This window comes from Actinacidiphila sp. bgisy167, from assembly GCF_057707665.1.
Genome location: NZ_JBYIQP010000065.1, coordinates 13,133 through 39,965, shown reverse-complemented (window position 1 = coordinate 39,965; position 26,833 = coordinate 13,133). Strand labels below are relative to the sequence as shown.

At 71.9% G+C, this 26,833-nt stretch carries 25 protein-coding genes, 2 tRNA genes, 2 pseudogenes and 1 riboswitch; of the genes and pseudogenes, 11 read left to right on the top strand and 18 right to left on the bottom strand.

What is annotated here, in order from left to right; all coding sequences use genetic code 11:
- Nucleotides 1–80: 80 nt before the first annotated feature.
- Complete coding sequence (locus AC3ET4_RS22675; protein WP_431952259.1) at nt 81–1,151, top strand: WxL protein peptidoglycan domain-containing protein; 1,071 nt, start codon at nt 81–83, stop codon at nt 1,149–1,151.
- Nucleotides 1,152–1,268: 117 nt separating this feature from the next.
- Here the strand turns inward: AC3ET4_RS22675 and AC3ET4_RS22670 are convergent, their stop codons facing one another.
- The gene (locus AC3ET4_RS22670) at nt 1,269–1,784 is read right to left on the bottom strand and encodes a VOC family protein (protein WP_431952257.1); all 516 of its coding nucleotides are present in this window, start codon (nt 1,782–1,784) and stop codon (nt 1,269–1,271) included.
- A 517-nt stretch (nt 1,785–2,301) separates the two neighbouring features.
- Between AC3ET4_RS22670 and AC3ET4_RS22665 the strand changes: the two genes are divergently transcribed.
- From AC3ET4_RS22665 to AC3ET4_RS22650, 4 genes are all read left to right on the top strand, one after another.
- Complete coding sequence (locus AC3ET4_RS22665; RefSeq protein WP_431952255.1) at nt 2,302–2,583, top strand: hypothetical protein; 282 nt, start codon at nt 2,302–2,304, stop codon at nt 2,581–2,583.
- Between the two features lie 191 nt (nt 2,584–2,774).
- Nucleotides 2,775–3,179, top strand: coding sequence for a RidA family protein (locus tag AC3ET4_RS22660; protein ID WP_431952253.1), 405 nt, complete (start codon nt 2,775–2,777; stop codon nt 3,177–3,179).
- 10 nt (nt 3,180–3,189) lie between these two features.
- Nucleotides 3,190–4,146 carry an RNA polymerase sigma factor SigJ gene (gene sigJ / locus AC3ET4_RS22655; RefSeq protein WP_431952251.1) on the top strand — a complete coding sequence of 319 codons (957 nt, stop codon included), beginning with the start codon at nt 3,190–3,192 and terminating at the stop codon, nt 4,144–4,146.
- Nucleotides 4,147–4,244: 98 nt separating this feature from the next.
- On the top strand, nt 4,245–5,459 hold the full coding sequence (locus AC3ET4_RS22650) for an NAD(P)/FAD-dependent oxidoreductase (protein WP_431952249.1): 1,215 nt from the start codon (nt 4,245–4,247) through the stop codon (nt 5,457–5,459).
- A gap of 36 nt (nt 5,460–5,495) precedes the next feature.
- Here AC3ET4_RS22650 and AC3ET4_RS22645 read toward each other — a convergent pair whose 3' ends face one another.
- The 3 genes from AC3ET4_RS22645 to AC3ET4_RS22635 all read right to left on the bottom strand — a co-directional run bounded on the left by AC3ET4_RS22645 (nt 5,496) and on the right by AC3ET4_RS22635 (nt 8,052).
- Nucleotides 5,496–5,633 carry a hypothetical protein gene (locus AC3ET4_RS22645; RefSeq protein ID WP_431952247.1) on the bottom strand — a complete coding sequence of 46 codons (138 nt, stop codon included), beginning with the start codon at nt 5,631–5,633 and terminating at the stop codon, nt 5,496–5,498.
- Between the two features lie 432 nt (nt 5,634–6,065).
- The gene (locus AC3ET4_RS22640; RefSeq protein ID WP_431952245.1) at nt 6,066–7,079 is read right to left on the bottom strand and encodes a DUF1259 domain-containing protein; all 1,014 of its coding nucleotides are present in this window, start codon (nt 7,077–7,079) and stop codon (nt 6,066–6,068) included.
- A 751-nt stretch (nt 7,080–7,830) separates the two neighbouring features.
- Entirely contained in the window at nt 7,831–8,052 is a 222-nt protein-coding gene (locus AC3ET4_RS22635; protein ID WP_431952243.1) for a hypothetical protein, read from the bottom strand.
- Nucleotides 8,053–8,180: 128 nt separating this feature from the next.
- Here AC3ET4_RS22635 and AC3ET4_RS22630 point away from each other — a divergent pair, with 128 nt between their 5' ends.
- The 4 genes from AC3ET4_RS22630 to AC3ET4_RS22615 all read left to right on the top strand — a co-directional run bounded on the left by AC3ET4_RS22630 (nt 8,181) and on the right by AC3ET4_RS22615 (nt 11,161).
- Nucleotides 8,181–9,200 (top strand): DNA-directed RNA polymerase subunit alpha, encoded by a 1,020-nt coding sequence (locus AC3ET4_RS22630; RefSeq protein ID WP_431952241.1) that lies wholly within the window; start codon nt 8,181–8,183, stop codon nt 9,198–9,200.
- A 137-nt stretch (nt 9,201–9,337) separates the two neighbouring features.
- Nucleotides 9,338–9,757: a DUF6416 domain-containing protein gene (locus AC3ET4_RS22625; RefSeq protein ID WP_431952239.1), complete on the top strand. Its 420-nt coding sequence runs from the start codon at nt 9,338–9,340 to the stop codon at nt 9,755–9,757.
- A 174-nt stretch (nt 9,758–9,931) separates the two neighbouring features.
- Entirely contained in the window at nt 9,932–10,870 is a 939-nt protein-coding gene (locus AC3ET4_RS22620; protein ID WP_431952265.1) for a tetratricopeptide repeat protein, read from the top strand.
- 216 nt (nt 10,871–11,086) lie between these two features.
- Nucleotides 11,087–11,161 (top strand) — tRNA-Val (locus AC3ET4_RS22615).
- A 92-nt stretch (nt 11,162–11,253) separates the two neighbouring features.
- Here AC3ET4_RS22615 and AC3ET4_RS22610 read toward each other — a convergent pair.
- From AC3ET4_RS22610 to AC3ET4_RS22590, 5 genes and pseudogenes are all read right to left on the bottom strand, one after another.
- Nucleotides 11,254–12,072 carry a tyrosine-type recombinase/integrase gene (locus AC3ET4_RS22610; protein WP_431952237.1) on the bottom strand — a complete coding sequence of 273 codons (819 nt, stop codon included), beginning with the start codon at nt 12,070–12,072 and terminating at the stop codon, nt 11,254–11,256.
- A 1,684-nt stretch (nt 12,073–13,756) separates the two neighbouring features.
- The gene (locus tag AC3ET4_RS22605) at nt 13,757–14,152 is read right to left on the bottom strand and encodes a DUF4240 domain-containing protein (protein ID WP_431952235.1); all 396 of its coding nucleotides are present in this window, start codon (nt 14,150–14,152) and stop codon (nt 13,757–13,759) included.
- Between the two features lie 183 nt (nt 14,153–14,335).
- The gene (locus AC3ET4_RS22600; protein WP_431952233.1) at nt 14,336–14,968 is read right to left on the bottom strand and encodes a response regulator; all 633 of its coding nucleotides are present in this window, start codon (nt 14,966–14,968) and stop codon (nt 14,336–14,338) included.
- Between the two features lie 256 nt (nt 14,969–15,224).
- A tRNA-OTHER gene (locus AC3ET4_RS22595) sits at nt 15,225–15,347 on the bottom strand.
- A 373-nt stretch (nt 15,348–15,720) separates the two neighbouring features.
- Nucleotides 15,721–16,054 (bottom strand): annotated as a pseudogene (locus tag AC3ET4_RS22590) (site-specific integrase); the annotation flags it as partial.
- Nucleotides 16,055–16,165: 111 nt separating this feature from the next.
- Between AC3ET4_RS22590 and AC3ET4_RS22585 the strand changes: the two are divergent.
- Nucleotides 16,166–16,639: a YxiG-like protein gene (locus AC3ET4_RS22585; protein WP_431952229.1), complete on the top strand. Its 474-nt coding sequence runs from the start codon at nt 16,166–16,168 to the stop codon at nt 16,637–16,639.
- A 447-nt stretch (nt 16,640–17,086) separates the two neighbouring features.
- Here AC3ET4_RS22585 and AC3ET4_RS22580 read toward each other — a convergent pair whose 3' ends face one another.
- The 3 genes from AC3ET4_RS22580 to AC3ET4_RS22570 form a co-directional block, all read right to left on the bottom strand.
- The gene (locus AC3ET4_RS22580; protein ID WP_431952227.1) at nt 17,087–17,383 is read right to left on the bottom strand and encodes a hypothetical protein; all 297 of its coding nucleotides are present in this window, start codon (nt 17,381–17,383) and stop codon (nt 17,087–17,089) included.
- 460 nt (nt 17,384–17,843) lie between these two features.
- Nucleotides 17,844–18,803 (bottom strand): peptidoglycan recognition protein family protein, encoded by a 960-nt coding sequence (locus AC3ET4_RS22575; RefSeq protein ID WP_431952225.1) that lies wholly within the window; start codon nt 18,801–18,803, stop codon nt 17,844–17,846.
- Nucleotides 18,804–18,811: 8 nt separating this feature from the next.
- Nucleotides 18,812–19,321, bottom strand: coding sequence for a hypothetical protein (locus AC3ET4_RS22570; protein WP_431952223.1), 510 nt, complete (start codon nt 19,319–19,321; stop codon nt 18,812–18,814).
- 420 nt (nt 19,322–19,741) lie between these two features.
- On the opposite strand from AC3ET4_RS22570, the gene AC3ET4_RS22565 reads away from it, so the two are divergent.
- On the top strand, nt 19,742–20,404 hold the full coding sequence (locus tag AC3ET4_RS22565; protein WP_431952221.1) for a Type 1 glutamine amidotransferase-like domain-containing protein: 663 nt from the start codon (nt 19,742–19,744) through the stop codon (nt 20,402–20,404).
- Nucleotides 20,405–20,466: 62 nt separating this feature from the next.
- Here the strand turns inward: AC3ET4_RS22565 and AC3ET4_RS22560 are convergent, their stop codons facing one another.
- The 6 genes and pseudogenes from AC3ET4_RS22560 to AC3ET4_RS22535 form a co-directional block, all read right to left on the bottom strand.
- Entirely contained in the window at nt 20,467–21,339 is an 873-nt protein-coding gene (locus AC3ET4_RS22560) for an ECF transporter S component (protein WP_431952219.1), read from the bottom strand.
- Nucleotides 21,336–22,949: an ABC transporter ATP-binding protein gene (locus AC3ET4_RS22555; protein ID WP_431952217.1), complete on the bottom strand. Its 1,614-nt coding sequence runs from the start codon at nt 22,947–22,949 to the stop codon at nt 21,336–21,338. Before AC3ET4_RS22555 ends, AC3ET4_RS22560 begins: the two co-directional genes overlap by 4 nt.
- The gene (locus tag AC3ET4_RS22550) at nt 22,946–24,082 is read right to left on the bottom strand and encodes a CbiQ family ECF transporter T component (RefSeq protein WP_431952263.1); all 1,137 of its coding nucleotides are present in this window, start codon (nt 24,080–24,082) and stop codon (nt 22,946–22,948) included. Before AC3ET4_RS22550 ends, AC3ET4_RS22555 begins: the two co-directional genes overlap by 4 nt.
- Nucleotides 24,083–24,423: 341 nt before the next feature.
- On the bottom strand, nt 24,424–25,050 hold the full coding sequence (locus tag AC3ET4_RS22545; RefSeq protein ID WP_431952215.1) for an SCO2322 family protein: 627 nt from the start codon (nt 25,048–25,050) through the stop codon (nt 24,424–24,426).
- Nucleotides 25,047–26,207 carry an SCO2321 family membrane protein gene (locus tag AC3ET4_RS22540; RefSeq protein WP_431952213.1) on the bottom strand — a complete coding sequence of 387 codons (1,161 nt, stop codon included), beginning with the start codon at nt 26,205–26,207 and terminating at the stop codon, nt 25,047–25,049. Before AC3ET4_RS22540 ends, AC3ET4_RS22545 begins: the two co-directional genes overlap by 4 nt.
- Before the next feature lie 90 nt (nt 26,208–26,297).
- A riboswitch (cobalamin riboswitch) is annotated at nt 26,298–26,417 on the bottom strand.
- A gap of 251 nt (nt 26,418–26,668) precedes the next feature.
- A pseudogene (locus AC3ET4_RS22535) lies at nt 26,669–26,821 on the bottom strand (TetR family transcriptional regulator); the annotation flags it as partial.
- Between the last annotated feature and the right edge of the window lie 12 nt (nt 26,822–26,833).

Below are 26,833 nucleotides of genomic sequence, written 5' to 3'. Positions count from 1 at the left end.
CCCCTCCCCCCCCCCCCCCCCCCCCCCCCCCCCCCCCCCCCCCCCCCCCCCCCCGCCTCCCGCTCCAGGAGAACCCCGACATGAACCCGTCCGTACCGCGCCGCACGGCGCCCCTCGTCCGCGCCGCCGTCCTGGTCCTGCTCACGGCCCTCGCCCTCGTGGGCCTCCACGCCGGACCCGCCCGGGCGGCCGACGGCGACGTCACCTGGACGGTCAGGACGGCCGCGAACGGGTTCGGCGACGACCGGTCCAGCTACAACTACACCGCCAACCCCGGCGGTCAGGTCAAGGACGCCATGGTCGTGGCCAACCGCAGCAGCTCACCGCTGCGGCTCGCGCTCTACGCCGCCGACGGCTACACGACCGGCACCGGGCAGCTCGACCTGCTCACCAAGGACAAGAAGTCCGTCGGGATCGGCGCCTGGGTCCACGCCGACCGCGACAGCGTCGAGATCAAGCCCGGCAAGACCGCCGAGATCCCCTTCACCGTCACCGTCCCGGACAACGCCACCCCCGGTGACTACGTCGGCGGCATCCTGACCTCCCTCAAGCAGTCGGACGAGGCGCAGGGCATCAACGTGGACCGGCGCCTGGGCATCCGGGTCAAGCTGCGGGTCAGCGGCGCACTCAAGCCCAAGCTCACCGTCGAGGACCTCCACGTCGACTACAGCGGCCCGGCCAACCCGTTCGGCACGGGAGACGCCACCGTCACGTACACGATCCACAACACCGGCAACGCCATGCTGACGGCACGTCAGTCCGTTTCGGTGGCCGGTCCGTTCGGCTGGTTGCGTGCGAAGGCCGGCGACATCGCCGCGCTGCCCGAACTGCTCCCGGGCGAGAGCTGGAAGGTGAAGGTGCCCGTCCACGGCGTGGCGCCCGCGGTCAGCCTGACCGCGACCGCCACCCTCACGCCCCTGATCACCGACGCCGCGGGCAGCATCACCCCCCTTGACCCGGTCGAGGCCACCGCTCACGGCTGGGCCGTCCCCTGGGTCCTGCTCCTGCTGCTGCTGCTCCTCGCCGCGGCCGTCGCCGCGGTCGTCCTCCTCAACCGCCGCGGCCGCGCGCGGCGCAAGGAGCGCGAGGACAGCCGCGTACGGGACGCGGTGGAGAAGGCGCTCCGCGAGAAGGACGCGCGGACCTCGTAGCCGACGCGGACGGGGGCGGACGACCGCCCGCCGCCCGTCCCCTGCCGACCCTCCGTTCGCCCCCGCCGCCATCCGGCGCGGCGGGGCGCCGCCGCGCGGTGGAGGGGGCCGGACGGCTCAGAGGATGTACTCGCCCAGCGCGTAGCCCTTGGGCTCCGTGTTCAGCTCGATCCGGAGCCCGTTGGGGTCGGCCAGGAACAAGCTCTCGGCGACCTCGGTCGGGAAGGACGCGTAGGCGATGCCCCGCTCGTCGAGGCGGGCCTTCACCGTCGCGTAGACCTCGGGCGTGACCGCCAGCGCGAGGTGGTGGCCGCCGCCGACCGTCTCCGCGTAGTCGGGGTGCGGATGCCCCGGGAAGTCGAAGAAGGCGAGCATGTTCTCGCCGCCCAGGTCGAAGAAGAAGTGCGTCGAACCGGGGTAGTCCCGGTTCTCGACCAGGTCCACCAACGGGAGGCCGAGGACATCCCGGTAGAAGAGGATGGTCTCCTCGACGTCCCGGGCGATGAACGCGGCGTGGTGGACCCCCTGCGTCGCGGGCGCGGGACGCTCCCCGGCCGGGAGGAGGTAGCGGTCCCTCAGCTCCGCCTGTCGCTCCAGGAGCGCCTGCAGCTCCTCACCGTGCGGCTGTGCCATGGTCGTGACTCCTCATCCTGGGGGACTGCGCGCGGCTCGCGCCGGCCCGATTGCTTGACGCGTCAATCGAACATAGAGGTCATTGGTTGACGCGTCAAGAAAATGGAGTGGGTCGCTCTCCGCCCGCGGACCGGCCGCGCGGAAGGGTCCGGTCGACGGCCACGGAGGGTGACTTCGAACCCTTGGTCATGGCCATGGGGTGCTGGTGGGTGACTGTGCTGCCCGGGGGCCCGGAACTTTTCCGACACGGTCATCGCACATGCCCTGACCTGCGGTGAAGCGCCCGGCGCGGTGCAGTTCCCCCGTGCTTTCTTTTGACTCCGGGCCCCACCCGTGTCACGGTCATGTCCTCGGCGTTTGCCGCCCTTTGCATCACGGCGTCCCTGCCCGGTGAGCGAGAACGCGTGGGTCACGTGCCCCTCGTCCTACCGGCTCCAGGCACACGAAGCCGGTTCGACGACGGTCGGAAATGGCACGGCCGTTGTCCAGCAATCTTCCCGTACGAAGGAGATTGACAATGCGCGCAAACATCACCGTCCGCCGGACTCTCGCCGCGGCGCTCGCGGCACCGATGCTCGCCTTCGTCGCGGCGGGCACCGCCGACGCGGCTCCGCAGGCCGCGCCCTCGGTCGCCCGGCAGGCAGCCGTGACGAACCACGTCCAGGGCGGTGGCGGCTTCGGCGGCTTCCGCGGAAACTACGGCTTCTACGGCAGCTTCGTCCCCGTCCCCGTCATCGTTCCCGTCGCCGTCCCTGTCGGCGGTTTCGGCGGCTTCGGCGGCTTCTTCCCGTTCCGTTAGGAGCCGGGGCCCACACTCGACCGCTCACCGCAGCACATCCCGGCCGGAAGGCCCGCGGCGACCGCCGCGGGCCTTCCGGCCGGCGGGTTCGCGGCGGCGGCGCTCCTGTCACAGCCCCGCGGCGGCTGCGGTCTGAGCTGTCGGGCCCCGTCCACGCGGGGCCGGAACCAGTCGGCGACGAGGAGACCACCGTGACCGTCCGCTCCAGGACATTCGACTTCGGCATGCCGTGGGAGGCGCTCTACGGCTACAGCCAGGCCGTGCAGCCCGGCGACACGCTCTACATCTCGGGCCAGTTGTCCCACGACAGCGCCGGAACCTTAGTCGGGGCAGGGGACTTCGCACCGCAGATGCGGACCACCCTCGGCAACCTCGACCGCGTGCTGGAGCACTTCGGGGCCCGCCGCGACCAGATCGTCGAGACCACCGTCCTCGTCCGCGGCCTGCGGGACCACTTCGACACCGCCGCCCGCCTGCACGCCGCCTACTGCGGCGACCACCGCCCCACGAGCACCGTCATGGGCGTGTCGGACCTGGCGCTGCCGGACCAGCTCGTCGAGATCGGCGCCGTCGTACGCCTGGACGCCGCGGCCTAGAATCCGGGCCATGGCCCTGACTTCGCACGACGTGGACCGGTTCCAGGCATCCAGGCCTCGCCTGGAGGCCCTCGCCTACCGTCTGCTCGGCTCCGCGAGCGAAGCCGAGGACGCCGTGCAGGAGACCTTCCTGCGCTGGCAGTCCGCCGGCGTCGACCGCGTCGAGGTCCCCGAGGCATGGCTGACGAAGGTGCTCACCAACCTGTGCCTGAACCAGCTCACCTCGGCCCGGGCCCGCCGCGAGACCTACGTCGGCCAGTGGCTCCCCGAGCCGCTGCTCGCCGGGGACCCGATGCTCGGCCCGGCAGAGACCGCCGAGCAGCGCGAATCGGTCTCCTACGCCGTCCTCGTCCTGCTGGAACGCCTCACCCCCGGCGAACGCGCCGTGTACGTGCTCCGCGAGGCCTTCGGGTACCCGCACCGCGAGATCGCCGGGATCCTCGACATCACCGAGGCCGCCAGCCAGCAGATCCACCACCGCGCCAGGAAGCACGTCTCGGACGGCAGGGCCCGCAAGGCCGCCGCCGGCGTGGACGAGGCCGCGGCCCGGCGGGTCGTCGAGGAGTTCCTGGCGGCCGCCGCCAGCGGCCGCACCGAGCCCCTCGTACGGCTGCTGACCCAGGACGCCGTCGCGGTCGGCGACGGCGGCGGGAAGGTCCCGGCCCGCAGCAGGGCGCTGGAGGGCGCCCTCGCCGTGGCGAAGTTCCTGCGAGGCCTGTTCCGGCCCGCCGAGGCCAAGCGGGCCCTGGTCGGCGGCGCCGCCGACATGTACGCGATGACCGTCAACGGCGGCCCCGCCGTCGTGGCGGTCGTCGGCGGACGGGTCGTCGGCGTCATGTGCCTGGAGGTGACCGAGGACGGCATCGCCGCCGTCCGCAGCCAGGTCAACCCCGACAAGCTGGAACGCGTCACCCGGCGCTGGGCGGCCGCCTCCGACCACGGGGAACCCCTGCTGCGCGCCTTCTGACCCCGGCGTGATATACCTCACACCCCGTTCCTGTCAGGAAACGGCGGGCCGCCCGGTTCAAGGGGCGCATCAGCCGGAGAGCAGACAGGAGCCAGGACATGCAGCACCGCATCGTCGTCCTCGGAGCCGGGTACACCGGAGCCAGCGTCGCCGGGCGTCTCGCCCGGCGGCTGCGCCGCGAGGACGTGGCCATCACCCTCGTCAGCGCCGAGCCGGACTTCGTCGAGCGCGTCCGGCTGCACCAGCTCGCCGCCGGCCAGGACCTCACACCCCGGCCCCTCGGCGAGATGTTCGCGGGCACCGGCGTCGAACTGAGGACGGCGAAGGTCACCGCCGTCGACGCCGACCGCCGCACCGTGGCGGTCGACGGCCCGGACGGCCCCGGGGAACTGGCGTACGACACCCTCGTCCACGCCCTCGGCAGCGGCTGGGACAACCAGGGCGTCCCCGGCACGGCCGAGCACGCCCACCAGGTCGCCGGCCGCCCCGGGGCACTGCGGCTGCGCGAGCGACTGGCCGCCCTGGAGGCCGGACGGCCCGTCCTGGTCGTCGGCGGCGGCCTCACCGGCCTGGAGACCGTCACCGAGATCGCCGAGGCCCGCCCGGACCTCGACGTCGCCCTCGCCGCCCGCGGCGGCCTCGGCGACTGGCTCTCCCCGAAGGGCGCCCGGCACCTGCGGAAGGTCGTCGACAGGCTCGGCATCACCGTGCACGAGCACACCGCCGTCACCGAAGTGGCGGCCGACCATGCCACCACCGCCGACGGCACCCGCATCCCGGCCGCGGTCACCGTGTGGACCACGGGCTTCGCCGTCCACCCCATCGCCGGCGCCACCACCCTGGAGACCTCCGGGACCGGCCAGATCGTCGTCGACGGCACCATGCGCTCGGTCTCCCACCCGGACGTCTACGCCGTCGGCGACGCCGCCCTGGCGACAGGCCCCGGCGGCAAGCCGCTGCGGATGTCGTGCGCCTCGGGCATCCCCACCGCCTGGCAGGCCGCCGACGCCATCGCCGCCCGCCTGACCGGCGGCAAGGTCCCCGAGGTGCCGCTGCGGTACTTCAACCAGTGCGTCTCGCTGGGCCGCAAGGAGGGCCTGATCCAGTTCGTCACCGCCGACGACCGCGCCGTCGACGCGGCCCTGACCGGACGGCTGGCCGCCGTCTACAAGGAGCTGATCTGCAAGGGCGCCGCCTGGGGCGTCGCCCACCCGACGATCGGCATGCCCACCCGGCGTCGCCGCGTCACCGCCCGCCCCGCCCCTTCGGCGCCTTCGGCTCCCTCCGGCCCGGCGGTCGGCACCCCGGCCTGAGGAGCGGCGTGGCGCCGGGGGTGTCCGACGGAAGGATCAGGAACCGGCGATGAGCGCCGCCGACGGGACGCACGTGGACAGGACGCCCAGCAGCCGGTAGCCGTGCGCGGTGAGCGCCGTCCGGGCGGCCGGCGGCTGGTCGGCCGCCCACCAGAGCACGGTGAAAAGGAGCACGCCCGTAAGAGGCCGCGCGGATAGGCGGGCCGGCGTCGCGGGTCGATGGCTCTCGCCTGGCGGCGTTGTCGTCGGTCGCCGCAGCTCCGCTGCGTCTCCCTTCTCCGCCTTGCCCGGCTCGGCCCTCGACCCGCTCCTTTCTCCACCCCGCCTATCCGCGCGACCTCTAAGTCACCAGCGCGGGCATGATGCCGTCGCTCTCCGTCGGCTCCCGCCCGGCGAGCCCCGGGCCGGCGAGCTGCCGGTCCTGGGGCGAGGCACCAGAGCATCCGGATCGGGACCCCGCCCGAAACCCCCGGCAGCAGGTTCACCCCCAGGGCGGTGTACCCGCGCACCCGGGGGCGCCGCAGCCGACCGCCGCTCCACGGCGGGCATCCCCCATGGAGCGGCGGTCGGCACACGCGAGGGCGGCGCCGACCGGTCGGCGGGTGGTCAGCCGATCTCCACCGCCAACCCCTTGACGTTGGTGGCGTCCAGCGCGGTACGGATCCCCTTGGCGAGCTTGAGGGCGTCGCCCACGGCCCAGAAGTGGACGAAGAACAGCCGCGGTTCGTCCACGAGCCCGTGGTTGTGCAGTTCGACGAGCTGGCACCCGGCCTTCCGCAGGGCCGACAGGACGTTTTGGACCTCGCTGGCGATCATGGCGCAGTCGCCACTGACCGCTGCCCGGCCGTCGCCCAGCGGCTGGTAGTTGATCGCGCTGGTGGAGCCCAGTCCCGGAGGCAGGACCATGCCGTTGTCCGTGATGGTCTCCCGGCGCACGAAGGTGTTCTTGTAGATCCCGTCGTCGATGCCGCCCTTGACGCCCATCACCTTGTCGATGGCGGCGGTGTCCAGGTCGAGCTTGCGCGGCACGGTGTGGGCCGGCCGCCCGGGCGGCGGGGCGCCGGTCTTGTCGAGCGCCGCCCGCAGGCCCTTGGCGATGGCCACGGGGTCCTTGCCGTGCGCGTGGACGTGCACCCACCAGATCTCGGGCGTCTGGGACAGCAGGTGCTTGTGGATCGCGGTCTGCTCGATCTTGCGTTCCTGCAGCACGTCGGTGAACGACTGCATTTCCTTCTCGGTGACGACCACGTCGCCCATCAGCAGCGTGTTCCCGTCGGCGTAGCGCACGAAGGACACGTGCGAGCCGAGGGCGAGCCCCGGTTTGACGGTGACGCCCTGCGAGACCACCTTGAGGTCCCGGCGGGGCAGGCCCGTGTGGTACATGAACTCGCGCCTGATGTCCCCGGTCCGTCCCAGCGCGACCGCCACGTCCTTCCACTCCGTCAGGGACGTGCGCACGGGCATGACCGTCGCGTGGTTGTGCTGCTTCGACGTCCCGGTGGGCGCGCACGCGGAGAGCGCCCCGCCCAGCACCGGCGCCAGGGCGGCCGCGGCGAGCAGTTGCCGCCGTGACGCACCCGCCTGCGGGTGGGTGTCCTGCTGTGGGTCCTCACGCATCATGTGTGCCTCCTGACGGGATGGAAACACGGCGGACCACGGACACAGCCCAGCAGCGCCAGCACAGGGGCCAGGTGGGTGAAGCGCCCGTCGGCAAACGGGTGAGGCGAGACGGCCGTGCGGCACGGGCTCCTTCGAGGGCCGGCGACGCCGGAGGGCCCGCTCTCGGCTGCTCTTCGACGCCCATCGCGTCGTCGAACCGGCCGCAGCGGGCCGCAGACGGCCCTGGCGGCCTCGGCCGGGGCGGGCGACCGGCGGGTCCCTGCCCTGCCCGCCGCGGCCACCACGCCGCCACACGCGCGGGACCGCGGTCCCGCACGTCGCCGCATCCGGCGCCGCCGCCGGTCTGCTCGGCGTCCGAGTGCCGAGCACCCCACCCGCCTCGGCTCAGCCGTTCGGGGCGCCGCCGGAGCAGGACCGGGCGTGCGGACGAGCTCACCGTCACGGCGGCGACGGAGACGGCGTGCGGTCCCACCTGCCGGGACCGCCGCCGCCCGCGGCGCCTACGGGGCCGTGGGGTGCAGGGCGCCGATGTCCGGGGCGGAGTCCTGTCCGGCCTCGAGCAGGTGCGTGTCGTCTTCCCCGAAGTCCGGGGCCTGGAAGGGGTTCGTCGCGGGGGACGGCGGTGCTGCGGCGGCACAGCTCTGTTGCCCTTCCGGGGCGGAGAACAGCGACGTCAGTTCGATGGGAGGGTTCCCTTCCGTTGATCAGGTCCCGGAAGGGGCCTGGTGTGCCGTGACCCGGCACGGAGGTCCTACAGCTTCGTCATCTTGGCGTAGGGGCTCAGGATCCGCATCTGCGTCGAGCCGAAGTCCACGAGTGCCGCGGGGCCGTCGTCGAGACCGACCACCCGGCCGAGACCGTACACGTCGTGTGTGACCTGGTCGCCCACCGCGAAGTGCTTGGGAGCGGGGGCGACCGGGCTCTTGAAGGGGCTGGTGGGCAGATGGCGCTTCGGTGCGGAAGGCTTTGTCATCGTCCCCAGTATGCACCTACGGATCGGTCGGACGGGCGGGTCGGCCTCATGGGAGGTCGCCGCGCACGTACGCTTCATGGTGTCTACGGCGTCACATAGCGGGCGCCACACACTGGAGGCCATACCTCGTGCTGATCGCTCAGCGTCCGTCACTGACCGAAGAGGTCGTCGACGAGTTCCGCTCCCGGTTCGTGATCGAGCCGCTGGAGCCGGGCTTCGGCTACACCCTCGGCAACTCGCTCCGCCGCACCCTTCTCTCCTCGATCCCGGGTGCCGCCGTCACCTCGATCCGGATCGACGGCGTCCTGCACGAGTTCACCACCGTGCCGGGTGTCAAGGAGGACGTCACCGATCTCGTCCTCAACATCAAGTCGCTGGTGGTCTCCTCGGAGCACGACGAGCCGGTCGTGATGTACCTGCGCAAGAACGTCCCGGGCGTGGTCACCGCCGCCGACATCGCGCCCCCGGCCGGTGTCGAGGTGCACAACCCCGACCTCGTCCTCGCCACGCTCAACGGCAAGGGGTCCGGTCTGGAGATCGAGCTGACCGTCGAGCGCGGTCGCGGCTACGTCTCCGCCGTCCAGAACAAGCAGCAGGGCCAGGAGATCGGCCGCATCCCGGTCGACTCGATCTACAGCCCGGTGCTCAAGGTCACGTACAAGGTCGAGGCGACGCGCGTCGAGCAGCGCACCGACTTCGACAAGCTGATCGTGGACGTCGAGACCAAGCAGGCCATGCGCCCGCGTGACGCCGTGGCCTCGGCCGGCAAGACCCTCGTGGAGCTGTTCGGTCTCGCCCGCGAGCTGAACGTCGACGCCGAGGGCATCGACATGGGCCCGTCCCCGACGGACGCCGCCCTCGCCGCCGACATGGCACTGCCGATCGAGGAGCTCGACCTCACCGTCCGCTCCTACAACTGCCTCAAGCGCGAAGGCGTCCACTCGGTGGGGGAGCTCCTGGCGCGGTCCGAGGCCGACCTGCTCGACATCCGCAACTTCGGTGCGAAGTCGATCGACGAGGTCAAGGCGAAACTGGCCGGACTCGGGCTGGCGCTCAAGGACAGCCCGCCCGGATTCGACCCGACCGCCGCTGCCTTCGGCGCGGACGACGGCGGGGACGCGGGCTTCGCGGAGACCGAGCAGTACTGACGCCCGCGCAGGGCGGCACGACCGAGGCCCAGGCCATCCGGACTCGCACCGGAGGCCTGGGCCTTCGCCGTGCGCGGTGGCCGGGCGCAGAGGTACGGTGCCAACGACGCGCGCACTACCGACAGTTGGGGGCGGACATGACGGAGTATGTGGCGGAGTACCTGGCGGAGACCGATCCGCGATGGGCCGAGCACTCCGGCGAAGCCGGGCACTACGGCGCACCTGACTGGGGCCCGCAGGACGTGGCACGCGCTGCCGCGTTTCTGGCGGAACTGGCGCCGCAGGCAGGGCAGATGCTCGCGTACCTGCTGCGCACCCCCGGCCGGAGGGTCCACTGCACGGAGCTGGTGGACATGGCCCTGGGCGGTCCGACCGAGGCCGCTCCGGCACAGCGCGTGGCAGGCGTGGTGAACGGCATGAACAAGGCGCACGGCAACAGCGGGCGGCGGCTGCCGTTCTCCTGGTGGGCGGCCCCCGAGGGGAACGCGGGCGCGACGTACGCCGTCCGTCCCTCGGTGGCAGCGGTGTTCCTGGCCGCCCAGCTCGGCAGCGCGTGACTGACGCATGCGTCCGCGAGCGCCCACCCACGTCCCAGGACGGCTCGGGAGGGCGCTCGCGCCGCGGTCACCGACGGCCGCGCCACCGGCGATCGGAGGTTTCCACAGAAGCCGTTGCCCAGGGATACTCTCCCGGTGCAGACAACGGCAGCGGGAGTCGCTCTCGCGAAGGTGATGGCGCATTGCGGCGGAAACCCGGTGGGCGCCGTGAAGCTACTGGCAGGGGAGATAGCCGCCGCACCGGCGGCCCCGGAAGCCTACGCTGCCCTCGGTGAACTGCGACGGGACCGGCGCGCGGAGTTGGAGGAGGGCCTCGAAGGGGACGTCTCCTTGAGCTCTGTGCCGGCGCAGGCGTATTTCCTGTTCCTCGACGGGGACATGGACAACGCGGTGATGGCCCTCGGCTCGGTCACGGGAGTCAGGCCCGACGTGGCGTGGGGCGGCGCTCCGTGGTTCGGCGACGCGCGCTTCCTCGACGCGGTGAGCGCCGAGGCGCTGGCCGAGGCGTGCCTGCGGACGCTGGACTACGGCCACGACCTGAACACCGCCGCCATGCGCGATCGGTTCGCGCCCTGGTTCCATGCCGTCGAGGTGGTGTCCGAACGGAGCCCCGTGCCCGAGTCGCTGGCGGCCATGTCCCGCTTGCCCCGCGCCTGCGGGCGCTACGATCTGGCCTTCGCCCTGTGCGACCGCGCCGACGCCGTCGACCGCGTCATGTGGACCGAGGTCGCACGCGCGGGCACCTGGCGCGCGATGGGCGACATGGACCAGACCGCGGCGGCCTTCGAACGCGCTCTGGCACTGGACGTCACCAACTGGTCCCTCTACCTGGACCTCGCTGACGTACGCGCTCTGCAGGGCGACTTCGCCGCAGCGGTGTCCCTCGTCGACCAGGGTCTGCGGCACGAACCGCACGACGTCACCCTGCGCGCGGCGGGAGCGGCCTATCGCACGCGCCTGGCCGGCTCGGCGGACGACCTGCGGGACCTGATCGCCCTGGCACCGAAGCTCGCGAACACGTCCTACCGGGACCTGCTGATCGACTGCGCGTGCGCGGGACCGGGACTGCCCCCGAGCCTCGTGGCCGAGGCCCGTGGCGTCGGCGCGCGCTGAGCCCGCATCCCGTGCCGGGGGAGCGGGCGCGGTCCGGCGCCGCCAGGTGTGCGGCGCTCGTCGCGGTCGGCCGTTCGTGTGACCTGTACCCACCCGCCCACCTTGCCGCGCCCGCCTCGGAAACCTCGCGGGGACTTCACGTGGCCGGCTGGTGACCGAGCGTGCGGTTGCCGATCGCGGGGTATGGCAGGGTAGGGTGTGCTTTCGCATGTCGACGGGCGTGTAGCTCAGTGGTAGAGCGCTGCCCTTACAAGGCAGATGTCGGCGGTTCGAAACCGTCCACGCCCACCAGCCCCAGCGCACGGCAAAGGCCCAGGTGAACCGGTGTGAGTCCGGAAGCCTGGGCCTTGATCTTTCGCCCTGAGTGAGGGCCGCCGTGCCACTCACGTGCCAGATGGACTTCCGGGGTCCGGCCCCTTCACCCGCCGGATCTGATCGTCCACGTGCCCCGCGATCTCGTGGTCGCGGCCGTTGACGAGGTGCTGATAGATCAGCGCGGCCCGCACCGACGAGTGCCCCATCCGGTGCATCAGCTCCCGCGTGGAGGCCCCGCCCGTCGCGGCGAGGGTGTTGCCGGTGTGCCGCAGATCGTGGAAGTGGACGTCACCGAGGCCGGCCGCGCCGATGGCCCGCAGCCAGATCCGCCGGAAGTTGTTCCGCCGAAGCACTCCCCCACGCGGCCCGACGAAGACCCGACCCGTGCGGCCCGGCTCGGCATACTCGGCGAGATGCGCCGCCAGTTCCACGGTGAGCGAGGCGGGGAACGCCACGGTGCGCACGCCGGCCGCGGACTTGGGAGCCTTGACCGTCAGTCCGTCCGATCGAGTCTCGGCGACCGACCGGCGAACCGAGATGGTGCGTCGCTCCAGGTCGACGTCCCACCGCTGGAGGCCGGCCAGCTCTCCGAAGCGCAGCGCGGTGAACGAGGCCAGCAGGATCATCACTCGGTAGCGCGCGGGTATGGCATCCGCGAGCCGGAAGACCTCCGCCACCGACAGGAACGGTCGCTCGGCACTCGGGGCGGTGGCCCCGCCCTTGATGCGGCACGGATTGCGCTGGACCAGGCCGTCGTCCACGGCGGTGTTCATGATGGCGCGGAGGATCTGGTACGCCTTGGCGACGGTCGCCGCACCTACGCCCTGGTCAAGGAGGGTCGTCCGCCAACGCCGCACCTGCGGGGTGGTGATGTCCCTCAGCGGCACAGTGCGGATGGTCGGCAGGATGTGCAAGTACAGCGCGCTGCCGTTCGGCCGCCGGCCGCCCGCCAGACGGCGAGGGGTGGCTGAGGAGAGACCAACTGTGACTGGGGCGGTCGGCCGAAGCCCTCACGAGTCCCAGTGAACAAGCACTCGCTCGGAGGGCCAACACAGCCATCGGACAACTGCGTTGGTGACCACGAAGTACGAGGCGCTCACCCACCCGTCCTCCTTGCTGAGAAGCCCGGGGCCATGCTCGCGGTAGGAGTGCAGTAGGTACCGACGCCGAAGCAGTCCTCCCATCAGCAGCAGGACAGGCGCCGCGATCAGCGCTCCCACTGTCACCCCAAAACGGACAGCATGGATCTGAATGGTGCTCTCCACACGCACGGCAGCAGTATGTCGCAGTAGAAGTAGTGCCGCCCCTGGACCAGTCGAGGCGAACCGATTGCGGTGAAGGATGACGAGCAGCGTGACTCACCGACTGAGTGTCTAACTGCGGTACAACGACCCCGCACGCAGGCGGACTCCCAGGGACGGCGGCGAACAGTTCTCGTAGGTCACCGGCCGTATCGCCGCAGGTTACACGGTCGAGTGCATTGCTTCGGGACGAAGATGCGCGTTCGAGTGGCTATGGCTGTCTGCGCCGCCACCAGCGTCGACGGGAGCGAGATATGGAAGCTCGAAGTAGCCGGATCGCCACATCGTGCCCATATTGCTCAGCCAGTGCGAGCGGTGTGGCCCCACCGGGATCTTCCAACTCTGGGTCTGCTCCGAAAGCGAGGAGGATGGCCGTCGTGTGCACCCTCGGGGGCTGCCCACTCTGCTGCGCAGAATCTCCCTCTACGTCGATTGCATGGGTGAGGAGCGTCGAGTTGCCAACTACCTCGTTGGGATCGGCCCCCGCACCGAGCAGGCGGGCCAGTGTCTCCGCGTCCTCCATTTCGACCGCCTGATGAGCTGGCGTGCTCATGTTCTCCGACTCAGTCACGATCAGAGTGAATCCATACCTGTCCGCCGCTGCAAGCCGCTACACCACTCGCCGTGCCCGTTCCGTGCCCGAGAGCGCGGTGAACCACGGTCAACGGCGGGTCCTGGGGCGAGCTCATTAGTTCACCCACACCGCCGTTGCCGCTGGTCAGAGCGTGACCGGGGCCGCAGGGGCCGGTGATTCCCAAGCTCAGAGCGCAGAGTGTCCTTGACCGCATCAGTGAGCCTTGATCGACTGTCCCCATGGCCACGGACCCCAGTAAGTACGACGAGGCGGTTCCTCACATCAGGGCGCACCTGGCCAGGGTGGGGCGAGCCGTGGGGCGAACCTGGACCGCCCATGCCGGGCAACCGTACCGGCAGGTTCACCCGGCGCTCGTGGAGGCTTTGGAGGAGGAAGGCGTCGGACGGATGGTGCTAAGCTCGTCGACTTGTTCGCCAGGCAGATCTCTGACGGCACCGAGCCGCCGATTCTGACATCTACACGCGCCATCAACGACGACGGACAGCGGTAACTGTCACCGCTTCCAGGCAGCCTCATGTCTTTGGTGTCCAGGGAACACCAGGCGCCCTGCCTCGAAATTACAAGGCAGGTGTCGGCGGCTGGAGTCCACCGGCACCGCCAGTTCGCCACGTTGGTTCGTGCGCGACAGAGCGCAGTGGTTCAGGAGTCGGCCCAACCTGCGGAGTTGGAGTAGGACTAATAGGAGTAGCGCGTCCGGCGTCCCCACTCCTCGCCGGTGATGTGCTCATACGCCCGATCTGGGACGTAGAGCAAGCTGTCGGCCCATACGTTGCCAGTGGCGAACGGCACGAACTCCGCCGGATCCCGAAGCACCCGGTCGTACGTCTCTCGGCCGGCAGCAACCACACCGGCCCGGGTGTACAGAAAGGCGTCGCCCGACAGGCTGTGCCCGTACTCCCTGCGATCCAACCGGTACAGCGCCCAGGACAACTGCTCTGCGAACTGTTTGACCGTACCCAAAGGACCTGCGACCAGCCGTGACGTCAGAGCGGCCACGAGTTGCTCTGCATCCGGGTCAGGCGTCATCGGCTTGCAGTCCTCGATCAACTGCCAGAAGGCGTTCTCATCCACGATCCAGAGCATGACGGATGGGTGTGACAGGGCAGTGGCGTGCCACATCAGACGGTCAGCTACGGGTAACGGCGGTTCGAAGCGGCCGAGATTGTTGACCGAGCTGGGAGCTCTTCACGGTCGCACTGACCTGCGCACTCTCGATCACCCTGACCACCAGGCTTACAAAGTAGATGTCTCCAGTCACAACGAGCCCAAGCGGGCCCGCTCCATCAGGTCAATGACGTAGTGGACCAGCTCTACAGGTGCGGTGGTCCCCGCGAAGATTCGCCGGTCGACGCCCCTCTCGGGCGTAAATCTCCCCGTGTAGATCAACACAGGTACGTCGATATCGTACTGTTCGAGAACTCGGAGCATCTTGATGCCCGCGTCCCGGTCCCCGTCGCGGCTGAAGTCGCTAATGATCACGTCATAGGACTTGCGCCGGAATCGAGGGACCGCCTCATCCGTCGACAGGGCAAGATCAACTTGCATGCCGACGCTACGGAAGAGCTCGACGAGCGGGAAGTTTCCCTCCGGTCGGTCGTCTACCCATAACACCTTGCCGCCCCTGAGCAAGTCCGCAGCGTGTTCCAGTCTTCCCAGTGCCATGCGTCTAGCAGTGGCAGTAACGGTCGTCTGGCTCTCGTCCTGGGCGCGGTCGAGCAACTCCCCGGCAAGCTCGATCTCAACACCCAGGGCTCGCAGTGAGGTGAGCCGCGGAACCATACGCTGAATGATTGTTCCCCGCAGTGTGAAGTAGACAGTAGCGGCGAAAGCGACCCAGAGGACGGCGGGTACGGTGCCAACTACTTTGATCCATATGGCCTCAGGCATGCGAACATGATGGCCGATGCCGCCCGACTGTGCTGCCGAACGCCCAACGCGTACAGGAGCGGCACGGCTGACATCGCCAGATGACATCAACGTCGGCAGATGACTGCCGACCGTAGGCCGCTCCAGTAGGCGCCTTCCGACAGGTCGCACGGTGCCTGGCCCGAACTTACAAGTCAGTGATCGGCGCCGACGCCAAGCCTGAGGCCGCAGCGGGACCTGACGATGTCTGCATCGCGCAGATGGGAACGGTCGGCTGCGGCGCCGACGGGATTCGAACCCGCGCGCTAGGTAGGGCAAGGGCCGCCCGGACCCGCACTGGAGCGTCGTAGGAGGGACCTTCCCCTACGACGATCGCAATCGACCGCTCTGCCACGGCGCCGCAACCTACAGGACCGCGCGATCCCGCTTCGGTGAGCGTAGAGGCAGTCTCGTGCAAAGGGCGACCACATTATTCGCGGACGTCGGCCACCTCAGAGAACGCGAAGGTGCGATCCTCACTGAGGGTCGCGCAGGACTCGTTCCGTGCCACATCGGACGGTCGGCCACGGTCAACGACGGGGCGCCGCGGTGGCGATGACTGGCTGAGCTGGGAAGTCTCCCAAGCCAGTGGGCCAGTCCACGCCCACCGGCCCCAGCGCATGGCAAAGGCCCAGGTCGTCCGGTGTGAGTCCGGATGCCTGGGCCTTGATCTTTTGCCGCCAGTGAGGGCCGCCGTGCCGCTCACGTGCCAGATAGGCGGCCGGGGGCCGGCCCTTGACCCGCCGGATCTGGTCGTCCACGTGCCCGGCGATCCCGTGGTCGCGGGAGTTGACGAGGTGCTGATAGATCAGCGCGGCCCGCACCGACGAGTGCCCCATGCGGTGCATCAGCTCCCGCGTGGAAGCCCGCCCGTCGCGGCGAGGGTGTTCCCAGTGTGCCGCAGAGGTCGACGTCCCACCGCTGGAGACCAGCCAGCTCCCCGAAGCGCAGCGTGGTGAAGGAGGCCAGCAGGATCATCACGCGGTAGCGCGCGGGTACGGCGTCCGCGAGCCGGAAGGCCTCCGCCACCGACAAGAACGGTCGCTCAACCTCGACCCTACGAGAACCGCCATCGTCGACATCGAAGTCCTGGACGGGAGGTCGCTGGAGCCGTAGTACCGCCAGCATCGGCGGAATACCTCACTGCGGAGAGCAGATCACGTGAGGTAGAACGGCGGCATGGACGTCGCTGAACTGGAACGACTGCTGGATGAGGCCTTCGACCACGCTGTCGTCCGTCACGGATACACCGACTACATGCGCGACTACGAGGTCATCGTCTACATGACTGCGGATCACCGAACCGGCGTCGAACCAGCCCATCGGAGGTACCTCTTCAGGTACTGCGTCGAGGCCCTATGCGAGTCTTCTGTGCCGCCTGAGACTTGGCGTGTCTCTCTCGACGACCGCCTCATCGACCACGGGACGGCTGCCGACCTCGATGGTTATGTCTGGGGCGTCATGTGGCATTGCATGTATCCGGGCGCGTCGATTCTCCCTGAGTCGGAAGCGGCTCGTCGCTGGTCCCGAGCCACAGGGCTCGACTTTCATGAGGTCTGCATCGAGACGAACGCGCACCGCCTGACCTTGCTCTTCTCTGACTTGCGCGTCAGTGAGGTTCCGGCCGGATACGCCCCCTTCACCACGGAGTGAAGAGGTAGGTCGTATGTGCGAGGCTGGGCACATGGCCCGCGTCGACAGCCCGGAGTGATGGGTGACCAGCCGAACGAGTCGATCGGGTGTGCCCAGAACTTCATCGAAGACGGAACCCCAGGCCCCCTGAGACACCCGGCCCGACATCGTCCCGCAGGCGGGGCATGCGGCCCGCTCCGCCGATGCGTGGGCTCGCACGATGACCAACTCGCCCTCGTCCACCATGCCTTGATTACTACGTCTTCGACCTGGCGAAACCGCAGGTCCTGGAGGAACGCATCACCCACGAGCGTTCATGATCGCGGTTGTGGTGAACCTCCGTGGCCCCTGCACTGAAAGTGATCCAGGACCACGGTTCAAGGAGCGGCGACACGCCCCAACGGTCGCCGTCCTCAATTGATGGACGGCGGCCCTGCCGAGCCGCACAGCCGTTGGAATTCATCGATGTCACGCGGCAGCAAAGTGCCTACGAACCACGGTCAGGGCGATCCACCCAGGCAGCAGTACAAGCGCGCCCGCCGCCGGCCACATGCCACCCGCCAAAAAGCCGAAAGCCGTCACAGAAGCACCGAGCATGGCTACGGCGGCAGCGGCCGACTCGGCCCGAAGCTGTCGGGGGGAACGTCTGCTGGCCGAAGGTTTGACGAGCTGGAGCCCAAGGAGGACCTGCACGGCGTTGATCGCGGCCAGCAGAGCAGCAAGAGCACCGAAGACACCAAGAGCGAGGACAAAGGCGAAGGGCATGGCGTGAAGCTACACACTCAGAGCTCGAGCCCCGTACACGGGTAAGCACGCGCGCCAGTCCACGATCCACCGACTCCCGGTTGCGGCTACGATCCCGTGCCATTCGCGTGCCCGATCCTGCCGGGAATCACGGAAAACAGCGGGAACGTGTCCCGGGTGTGGCCGGACTGCAACACCAGCCGTGCCGCATCGGGTGGTCGACCACGGTCAACGGCTGGGCGCCGCGGTCGCGATGACTGGCTGGGCGGGGACCTCTCCCAAGCCACTATGGCCGCTTCAGTAGGCGCCTTCCGACAGGCACGGAGCCTGTGCAGAAACGTCACGACGACGCGCTTGGCGAGGTCACGCGCGTAGGCGCCCGCGGTCCGGGCCATGACGTCGGTGCCCGGCAGGTGAAGGACGGACAGGGAGTCCGTTCCTGAGACGAAGGCGGCCGGCGCGGGGGCGTGCCGGCCGCCGGTCAGGTGTGGTCGGCGACCGTGACGTCGACCCGGACGACCGCGGCAGCGATGGCGGCCTCGACAGCAGCCACCACGGCCGCGGTGCCGACGTCCCGGCCGAGTTGCCCGGCCAGCGCGGTGATCGCAGCCGACTGCGCGGCCAGCGCCGCGTTCGCCCTGTCGAGGCGCTTGAGGATCTCTGTGATCGAGCTCGACAGCGTCCACGTCGGGTTGCCGGCCGGGGCGCCCGGGATGCTGATGATCCGGTCCTTCTTCAGCACTGCGGTGGCGATCTCGTCGGCGGTGGGCATGTCGTCCTCCTCGGGGTTCCAAGCGGCAGGATGGGTGAGGCGTTCGGCGACGTCCTTACGGAACTGCGCCATGCTGAACGTGAACCGGCCCCGGCGCCCGTAGCCCTCGACCGGGCCGCGCGGGTCGATCTTCCCCTCGACGCTGGTCTCCAGGTGCCCCGCGACGGACTCCGCGGACCAACCGTAGCGGCGGCAGATCGCCGCGTTCCAGCGGACCCACGCGTCGTACTGGGCGCGCGTGTACACGTCGGCGCCGTTGCCGAGGTTCTCGACCTCGATGCCGTAGGCGACGTCGTTCCCGTCGAGCGTGCCCGACGCCTTTGAGGGCGCCGGGTGCGTGGTCCTCTCCTCGAGGAACGAGGTGTACGCGTTGGACGCCACGAGCCCGGCGTGGTTCGCCCGCCCCGCCGAGCACATCGTTGCGAGGCCGGACTTGTCGAGGTGGGTGTGGGCCAGCGGCGCGGGCAGGCCGGGGACGCCGTTCTTTGCGACCACGTCGAGGGAGTTGCTGCCCGCGGTGTGGTGGTTGACGATCAGGTGGACCGGCCCGAACGTGTTGCCGGTCGCGGCGTCCCGGGAGCGGGTGCGCCACCCCGGATACTCCGCGACACGGACGCCCTCGGCCCGCAGGATCCGCACGAGTTCATCCGGGCTGAGTGGAGTAGCCACATGTCCTCCTAGGCGACGTCGTGGATGACGAGTTTGAACTCGGCAAGCGTGAGGTTGATCGGGTTGGGGGCGTTGTGGGTGACGCGCAGCGCGATCGGTGTCTGCGGGTTCACGAAAATCCCGTGACCCTTGGTCCAGAACTGGGCGCCGACAGACGGCGGCCGGTGGTCCGTCGCCGTGGTGTCGCTCGGTGTCGGCGAGCCGAGGTTGAGCGGATCACGCACGTACTGATCGCGGTACTCGGTCGCGCCGGCCTCCCACTGCAAGAGGGAGTACAGGTGGCCCCACCCGGACTTCGACGGCCAGATCAGCCCCGACCGGTCGTCGGTGGCCCAGTTCGTGATGACGTACCCGTCCGGCTGCACCACCTGATGCATCGTGGAACGGTCCGCGGGCTCGGCCGTCCCGAACGGGAACCGTACGATCTGATAGGTCGTGCCGGGTTGGATCGACTGGGGCGTGTCGACCTTGAGCGAGCACACCTGCACGCCCGAGGAGACGGTTCCGCGCGTAGCCACGAGAGGCCTCCAAACGAAGGGTTCACGGGTCCGGTCCACAACCGGCGACCCGAGCACGGCTGGGCCTCGAGTGGCGGCCTCTGGTAGCCGGACATGCGGCGCGCGGTCGCTTTTGGCATACCCAAAACGAGCAGCGCCCGTACCCTCCCGCGTCCGGGCAGGCCGGCTGCCTCCTGCGCGGCGCGCACCCGGTCCCGCTCGCTCCGGATCTCGTCCAGCCGTTCCTCGCACTCCTCTTCGTCACCAGCCGGCCCGGCTTGGCGAGGACGGGCTCGCCGCCGTTCGTGATGGTGATCCGGCGTCGGACTTCCTCGAGGGACCCGCCTGAGGCTGCCGGGGTCCTCCGAACGGCGATGAGTTCCGGCGCCGTTCCGGGTCTTCGGATACATCCATCTTTCGCGCGCGTACTTGGAGGGCACCTTGAAGCTCTTGCTCACGTCAGGCGGGGTCACGAACCCGAGCATCCGGGCGGCGCTCCTGCAGCTTCTCGGCAAGCCGATCGACGAGTGCCGCGCCCTCTGCGTCCCGACCGCTCAGTGGGGTCACCCGATGTGCGGTCCGGCCTCGGTGCGTGGCCTCATGGCCGCCGAGCCCCGGTGGCAGCACCTCACCGGCCTGGGCTGGGCGTCGCTCGGCGTCCTCGAGCTCACCGCGCTGCCCACCATCGGCGCGGAGCGATGGGTGCCCTGGGTCCGGGAGGCCGACGTGCTCCTGGTCGACGGCGGCGACGCGACCTACCTGTGCCATTGGATGCGGGAGTCCGGGCTGGCCGATCTGCTGCCTTCGCTGCCCGACACGGTCTGGGTGGGAGTGAGCGCCGGAAGCATGGTGATGACCCCGCGGATCGGGGCCTACTTCACCGAGTGGCCGTCAGCTCCGGACGACCGCACCCTGGGCGTCGTCGACTTCTCGATCTTTCCGCACCTGGACGCCTTTCCGCAGAACACCCTGGCGGACGCGCAGCGGTGGGCCGCCGACATCGGCGGCCCTGCCTACGCCATCGACGAGCAGACGGCCGTCAAGGTCGTCGACGGGGCGGTCGAGGTGGTCTCCGAAGGGCGGTGGACGGCGTTCGGGGCATAGCCCGTCCGGTCAGCGCGACGCCCCGGGCGCCGGCGACCCGGTCGCCCCGGCGCGCCGGGCCCTCAGCGCGGCTGCCGCGGCACTCGCGGCGGGCGCGAAGCGCCGCTCTCCGGGCCGCCGTCCGCCGCCCCGAAGCCCACCGGCGCGCCGAACGCCGCGCGCCTGGTGGCCCGGCGCAGTGCGCGCAGCACGAACGGGCCCAGGGTGAGGACCAGTACGGCGGTCAGCACGGCGCGCGGCACGTCCCAGCCGAGCGAGGTGGCCAGGCAGTACGCGGCGAAGCGGGCGAGGTTGTCGGTGAGCGGGTCGCCCGGCACGAAGGAGACCCCGGAGGACATGCCGCCGAGATACGGCCAGCCCTGCAGGTTCATGACCGTCCCGTACGCGATCGACGCCACCGCCCCGTAGCCGGCGACCAGCACGAGCTCCCCCCGCCCGCGCAACGCCGCGGCGCCCGGGAGTAGTCCCGCGCCGAGGGCCACCCAGCCCATCGAGAGCATCTGGAACGGCATCCACGGCCCGACCCCGCCCGTGAGCAGGGCCGAGGCGAACATCGTGAGCGCGCCCAGCGAGAAGCCGAACCCTGGGCCGAGCACCCGGCCGGACAGGGCGACGAGGAAGAACATGGGCTCGATGCCCGCCGTGCCGCCACCCAGTGGACGCAGCGCCGCGCCCGCCGCGGCCAGTACGCCGAGCATGGCGACGGACTTGGCACTCAGGCCCTCGCTGCCGTCGGCGATCGTCGCCATGACGACGGCCAGCAGCAGCGGCAGCAGCAGCGCGAACAGCCAGGGGGCGTCCGCGCTGTGGGCGAGCCCGGAACCCGGGTCGGCGAGCAGCGGCCAGCCGAACGCGGCGACGCCGATCACGGAGACCAGCACGAGCGCGGCGACGGACCGCCTGCCCAGCCGCACGGCCCGAGGACGCGCCGTCATGCCGTCCCCGCCAGTGCCGAGCCGACCTGATCGACCGTCAGCCACGGCAGCGGGCTGAGCACCTTGGCGACCTGCGGGGCGAACGCGGGTGAGGAGACGACGACTTCCGGGGTGGGGCCGTCCGCGACGAGGTCGCCGTCGGCGAGGACGACGACGCGGTGGGCCAGCTCGGCGGCGAGTTCGACGTCGTGGGTGGCGAGGACGACGGCGTGGCCGTCCGCGGCGAGCGCACGCAGGTGTGCGGCGAGTCGGGCCTTGGCGGCGTAGTCCAGGCCGCGGGTCGGCTCGTCGAGGAGGATCAGCGGGGGCCGGGCGGTCAGCACGACGGCGAGGGCGAGGGCCAGGCGCTGCCCCTCGGAGAGGTCACGCGGGTGGGCGCCGCCGGCGACCCCGGGCAGCAGTTCGCCGACCAGGGCGCGGCAGGTGCCGGGGGTGGCGCGGGCGTCGGCGTCGGCGGCGGCGCACTCGGCGGCGACGGTGTCGGCGTACAGCAGGTCCCGGGGGTCCTGCGGGACGAGGCCCACCCGGCGGATCAGCTCCGCGGGCCTGGTGCGGGACGGCTGCAGGCCGCCGACGGTCGCACTGCCCGAGGTGGGGGCCGTCATCCCGGCGAGGACGGCCAGCAGGGTGGACTTGCCCGCGCCGTTGCGGCCCATCAGGGCGACGGTCTCGCCGGGCCGTACGGTCAGGTCCACCGCGCGCAGCGCCTCCAGGCGGCCGCGGCGCACGGTGAGGCCCGCCACGGCCGCCACGGGCTCGCCCTGTGCGGGCGCGGGCGCCGGGGGCGGGGTGCGGCCGGCGAGACGCTCGCGCAGCGGGGCGGCGGCACGGCGGGCGTCGCGCACCGACAGCGGCAGTGGCGACCAGTCCGCGAGGCGGCCGAGCTCGACGACCGGGGGACGGACGGGCGAGAGGGCCATGACCTCGGCCGGCGGCCCGCAGACCGGGGCGGCGCCCCCGCCGGGCAGGAGGACGACCTGGTCGGCGTACTGCACGACCCGCTCCAGGCGGTGCTCGGCCACGAGCACGGTCGTCCCCAGGTCGTGGACGAGCCGCTGCAGCACGGCGAGCACGTCCTCGGCCGCGGCCGGGTCGAGTGCGGAGGTCGGCTCGTCCAGCACCAGCACCCGCGGGTGGACGGTGAGCACCGAGCCGATCGCGACACGCTGCTGCTGCCCGCCGGAGAGAGTGCTGATCGGGCGGTCGCGCAGGTCGGCGAGGCCGAGCAGGTCGAGGGTCTCCTCGACGCGGCGGCGCATCACGTCGGGGGCGAGGCCGATCGACTCCATGCCGTACGCGAGTTCGTCCTCGACGGTGTCGGTGACGAAGTGCGCCAGCGGGTCCTGCCCCACACTGCCGACGACATGGGCGAGTTCACGCGGCTTGTGGCTGCGCGTGTCGTGCCCGGCGACCGTGACCCGGCCGGTCAGCACGCCCCCGGTGAAGTGCGGCACGAGGCCGGAGACGGCGCCGAGCAGGGTGGACTTGCCGGTGCCGGAGGGGCCGACGACCAGGCAGAGCTCGCCCTCGGGCACGGTCAGGTCGACACCGGCGAGGGCGGGTTCGGCGGCGCCGTCGTAACGGACGGAGACCTGCTCGAAGCGGATCACGGGCGGGCTCCTCTCAGATGCGCGGGCAGCAGCCCCAGCAGGACGGCGGCCGCGGGCCACAGCGGCAGCGACGGCGCGGTCAGCGGCACCACGGGCGGGTCCAGGTCGGCGGGCAGGGCCCCGGCGGCCCAGATCGTCAGCGCGGCGACAGCCAGGCCCGAGGCGGTGACCAGCCAGGCGGTCGCGTCCCAGCGGTCGGGGCGGTAGCGGGTGCGCACCGATCGGCGCCCGCCGAGCCGCAGTCCCGCGACGGCCGCGGCCGCACCGGCCAGCAGCAGGCCGTACGCGGCGCCCGCGGCGGCCAGCAGCGCGTAGGTGCCCGCGCACAGCCCGAGCAGTCCGCCGAGGGTCAGTGCGGCGGTCGCCCGGCGCACGGCCGACGGCACCTCGGCGGTGCGGCCGTAGCCGCGGGCGTCCATGGCGGCCGCGAGGGCGACGGAACGCTCCAGGGCGCCCTCCAGGACGGGCAGGCCGACCTGCAGCAGGGCCCGTACGCCCCGGTCCGCGCGGCCCCGCAGCCGGCGGGCCGTCCGCAGACGGCGAACGTCGGCGACCAGATGCGGCGCGAAGGTCATCGCGACGACCACGGCGACGCCCGCCTCGTACAGGGCGCCGGGGAGCGACTTCAGCAGCCGAGCGGGGTTGGCCAGGGCGTTCGCGGCGCCGAGGCAGGCCAGAAGGGTGGCCAGCCGCATGCCCTCGCGGAAGGCGAACCACAGCCCCTCGGCGGTCACTCGCCCGCCGAGCCGGACCCCCTGCGCCCAGTCCGGCAGCGGCACTTCGGGGAGGGTCAGCACGGTGTGCGTGCCGGGGACGGGGGAGCCCAGGACGACGGCGAAGCCGAGGCGGATGACGATCACGACCAGGCCGAGGCGCAGGAAGGCGGCGTACGAGCGCGCCCAGGGGGCGTCCGGCACCCGGCACGCGGCCACGACGTAGCCGGCGACCGCGGCGAGCAGCGCGAGCAGCGCGGGGTTCGTCGTGCGGGACGCGGCCGTGGCCAGACCCAGCGCCCACAGCCACCACGCCCCCGCGTGCGGACCCCGCGCCCGGCCCCGTCCCGCGGACGCGGCGGACCGGGGGGCCTCGTCCCGCCGGTCCGCCGCCGCGGGCTCGGGCCGACGGCGGGGCAGCGCCCACCGGCGAGCGGAGCCGCCGCCCTCGGGGTCGTGTCCGTGGCCGTGGTGGTCGCGGCCCGCGGGGGGTCGCGCCTCCCGGGCCGCGAGGGGTGCGGGCCGCGCGCTCGCGCCGGCCGGCGCCGCGCCCGGGGCGCCGCTCGTGCCCGCCGTGCCGGTGGCGAGCGGCGGGGCACCGTCCCGCCGGGTCCGCGCAGCCGTGCCGAGGAGCGGGGCCGCCGCGCCGGCGTCCGCCGCCCTGCGCTCGCGCGGGCGCGACCCGGCCGACAGGGCGAGGACGCGCCGCGCCCGGGGTGCCGCGCCGTGGAGCCGGAGCCCGGGATGAGGCGTGGCGGTGGTCACGGGCGGTCGCCTCGACGGCGGCGGACCTGCCAGGCGGCGGCCGCGGCGACCAGGAGGACGACGGCTGCGGCGCCGTACGCGCCGAGCGCGGGGCCGGGGGAGGAGGAGGTGGGCGCGGGGGCCGCGGCGGTGTCGGTGACCTGCTCGCCGCAGCCCTTGGCGGGGTAGCCGGCGATGGCGCAGACGATGCCCGCGGAGTCGTAGCGCAGCGGGGGCGCGACCGCGGCGAGGGCGTCGGCGGAGGTGGCGTCCTCGGGGACGCGGGCGCAGGCGGCGCGGGCGGCCGGGGCGTCGGCGGCGGTGCCGAAGTCGAGCAGCAGGGCGACGCGCTTGGTGCCGGGGCGGGCCGGGGTGCCGCCGCAGACCTCGGCGAAGCGGGCCGCGCCGCGGGGGCGGGCGGCCGATGCGGCGTCCGGGCTGACGCCGAAGCGCCAGCCCTCGACGGCCCCGTCGCCGGGGTGGCTGAGGGCGGGACCGGTCGTGGCGAACGTCCAGGCGTCGGTGGCCGCGTCCCGCTGCCAGAAGGACCAGTACCGGTAACTGGCCGCGTGGGCGGGCGTCGTGACGAGGGCGGCCACCAGGGCCAGGAGGAGTGCCGCCGCCGCGAGAGGCGGCCGCCTCACGACCGGCGCTTCCGGCCGGAGAGCAGCACCCCGATGCCGATGCCGGCGACCAGGCCGGCGCCGACGATCCACCACACCGAACTGCCGCCCGAGGAGTCGGAGGCCGAGTCGGAGGCCGGGGCGGAGGTGTGCTCGGCGACCGGGCCGAGGGCGCTGAGCTTCGCGATGTGGTCGTTCATGGGGTTGCCGGTGGCGTGCGCGGCGAGGGCGAGCTGCGCGAGGGCGGTGGGGCTGCCCTTCGCCCAGGCGGCGGAGTTGGCGGCGAGCCATGTGTACGCGCCCTTGGCGGCGTCGAGGTGGCCGCCGGCGGCGAGGGCGATGACGGCGTCGGCCGTGGTGCCGTAGTCGGGGGTCTTCTGGTCGGAGCCGGGGGTGAGGGCGTCGAAGTGGCCGCCGCCCGCGGCGAGTCCGGCCGCGAGCCAGGCGGCGCCCGCGTCCGCGGCGCTGCCGCCGCATCCGGAGCGCACCGCGACGTCGCGACCGGGTGCCTCGACGAGGAAGCCCGCGCCCTGCGCGGCGCGTACGGCGTCGGCGGTGGCCTTGGCGTTGGCCGTGAGGGCGCCGGTCTTGGCGTCGGCCTGGTACGCGAACGCGCCGCCGTCCTTCGTGCCGCAGGCCAGCTGCAGGGAGTGCAGCGCGTCAGAGGGCGACCGGCCGTCGGAGGTCACCGACTCGGCATCGGTGCCGGCCGCCTCGAGGCCGCCGATGACGACGGCGGTGGAGTCGGCGTCGGAGGCGCCCCCGGGGTTGTAGGACCAGCCGCCGTCGCGGTTCTGCACCTTGGCGAGCCAGCCGGCGGCGCGCCTGACGGCGGCGTCCTGCTTGTGGACGGCGAGCGCCTGGACGGCTATGGCGGTGGCGTTGGTGTCCTCGGTCTTCGGGTCGCAGGGGGCCGCCGGGTCCTGGCGGTACGAGGCGAAGCCGCCGTCCGCGCACTGCTGCCCGGCGAGCCACGTCACCGCTTCCCCGGACGGTTCGACGCCGGCCGCGTGCAGCGCCAGCAGCGCGTACGACTGGCGCCACACGCCGTCGTACGTCGGGTCGGCGTCCCCGTACAGAGCGGCGGGAGCCGCCGCGGGTGAAGGGGAGGGCGACGCGGCTATGAGGAGCGCGCTGACGGCGGCCAGAGCGGCCGCGGCGGTGCGGCGCAGGTGCATCGGGTGGGTGCCTTTCGGGTGAGCGGTCGCGCAGACGGATGCGGGCGCGCTGTCACGGCACCGGGCTCCGACTCCGTGTACCTCGACGGAAGAGCCGCTCCCGTCCGCGCGGGTGCTCCGGCTGGGCCGTCCCCGGTCGGGGGCGGCTCACGGTTGCGGGTCAGCGCCGGATTCGCACCGGCTTCCCCCACTCGGACGTGAATGGACTTGGTTGTGTCGACCACACCTTAGCCGGGCTCCTCAGACGGGCCGCCCCCGGGCGTGTGCGGTCTGCCTCACACCGCGCCGGACGCGGCCGGGGCGCGGCGGTACGGCGGGCAGGCGTGTCGATGTCAGCGGCGCGGGGACGCCGCGGGAGGCCCGGCCGGCGTTCCCGCCCGGTGCTCTCGCCCGGTGCTCTCGCCCGGTGGTTTCGTCCGGTGGTTTCGTCCGGGGATGCACGGCAGGGCCGGCGCTCGGGCCCGCGGGCCCCGGGGAGCGGTCAGGCCGACGAGCCGGCAGACGGTCGTGATGTCGGTCGTTACCTGGTCGCTGGAGGCGCGTCCGGACAGCCATCCCACCAGTGCCGAGTGCCAGGTGTGTTCGATGACGCGGACCGCGGACAGCAGCTCGGGCCCTCCGGTCGC

Excerpts from the sequence above, each read along its gene's own strand:
- AC3ET4_RS22675 (WP_431952259.1), top strand. The coding sequence starts at position 81 with ATGAACCCGTCCGTACCGCGCCGCACGGCGCCCCTCGTCCGCGCCGCC.
- AC3ET4_RS22670 (WP_431952257.1), bottom strand. The coding sequence starts at position 1,784 with ATGGCACAGCCGCACGGTGAGGAGCTGCAGGCGCTCCTGGAGCGACAG.
- AC3ET4_RS22665 (WP_431952255.1), top strand. The coding sequence starts at position 2,302 with ATGCGCGCAAACATCACCGTCCGCCGGACTCTCGCCGCGGCGCTCGCG.
- sigJ (WP_431952251.1), top strand. The coding sequence starts at position 3,190 with ATGGCCCTGACTTCGCACGACGTGGACCGGTTCCAGGCATCCAGGCCT.
- AC3ET4_RS22650 (WP_431952249.1), top strand. The coding sequence starts at position 4,245 with ATGCAGCACCGCATCGTCGTCCTCGGAGCCGGGTACACCGGAGCCAGC.
- AC3ET4_RS22640 (WP_431952245.1), bottom strand. The coding sequence starts at position 7,079 with ATGATGCGTGAGGACCCACAGCAGGACACCCACCCGCAGGCGGGTGCG.
- AC3ET4_RS22635 (WP_431952243.1), bottom strand. The coding sequence starts at position 8,052 with ATGACAAAGCCTTCCGCACCGAAGCGCCATCTGCCCACCAGCCCCTTC.
- AC3ET4_RS22625 (WP_431952239.1), top strand. The coding sequence starts at position 9,338 with ATGACGGAGTATGTGGCGGAGTACCTGGCGGAGACCGATCCGCGATGG.
- AC3ET4_RS22620 (WP_431952265.1), top strand. The coding sequence starts at position 9,932 with ATGGCGCATTGCGGCGGAAACCCGGTGGGCGCCGTGAAGCTACTGGCA.
- AC3ET4_RS22600 (WP_431952233.1), bottom strand. The coding sequence starts at position 14,968 with ATGCCTGAGGCCATATGGATCAAAGTAGTTGGCACCGTACCCGCCGTC.
- AC3ET4_RS22585 (WP_431952229.1), top strand. The coding sequence starts at position 16,166 with ATGGACGTCGCTGAACTGGAACGACTGCTGGATGAGGCCTTCGACCAC.
- AC3ET4_RS22580 (WP_431952227.1), bottom strand. The coding sequence starts at position 17,383 with ATGCCCTTCGCCTTTGTCCTCGCTCTTGGTGTCTTCGGTGCTCTTGCT.
- AC3ET4_RS22560 (WP_431952219.1), bottom strand. The coding sequence starts at position 21,339 with ATGACGGCGCGTCCTCGGGCCGTGCGGCTGGGCAGGCGGTCCGTCGCC.
- AC3ET4_RS22540 (WP_431952213.1), bottom strand. The coding sequence starts at position 26,207 with ATGCACCTGCGCCGCACCGCCGCGGCCGCTCTGGCCGCCGTCAGCGCG.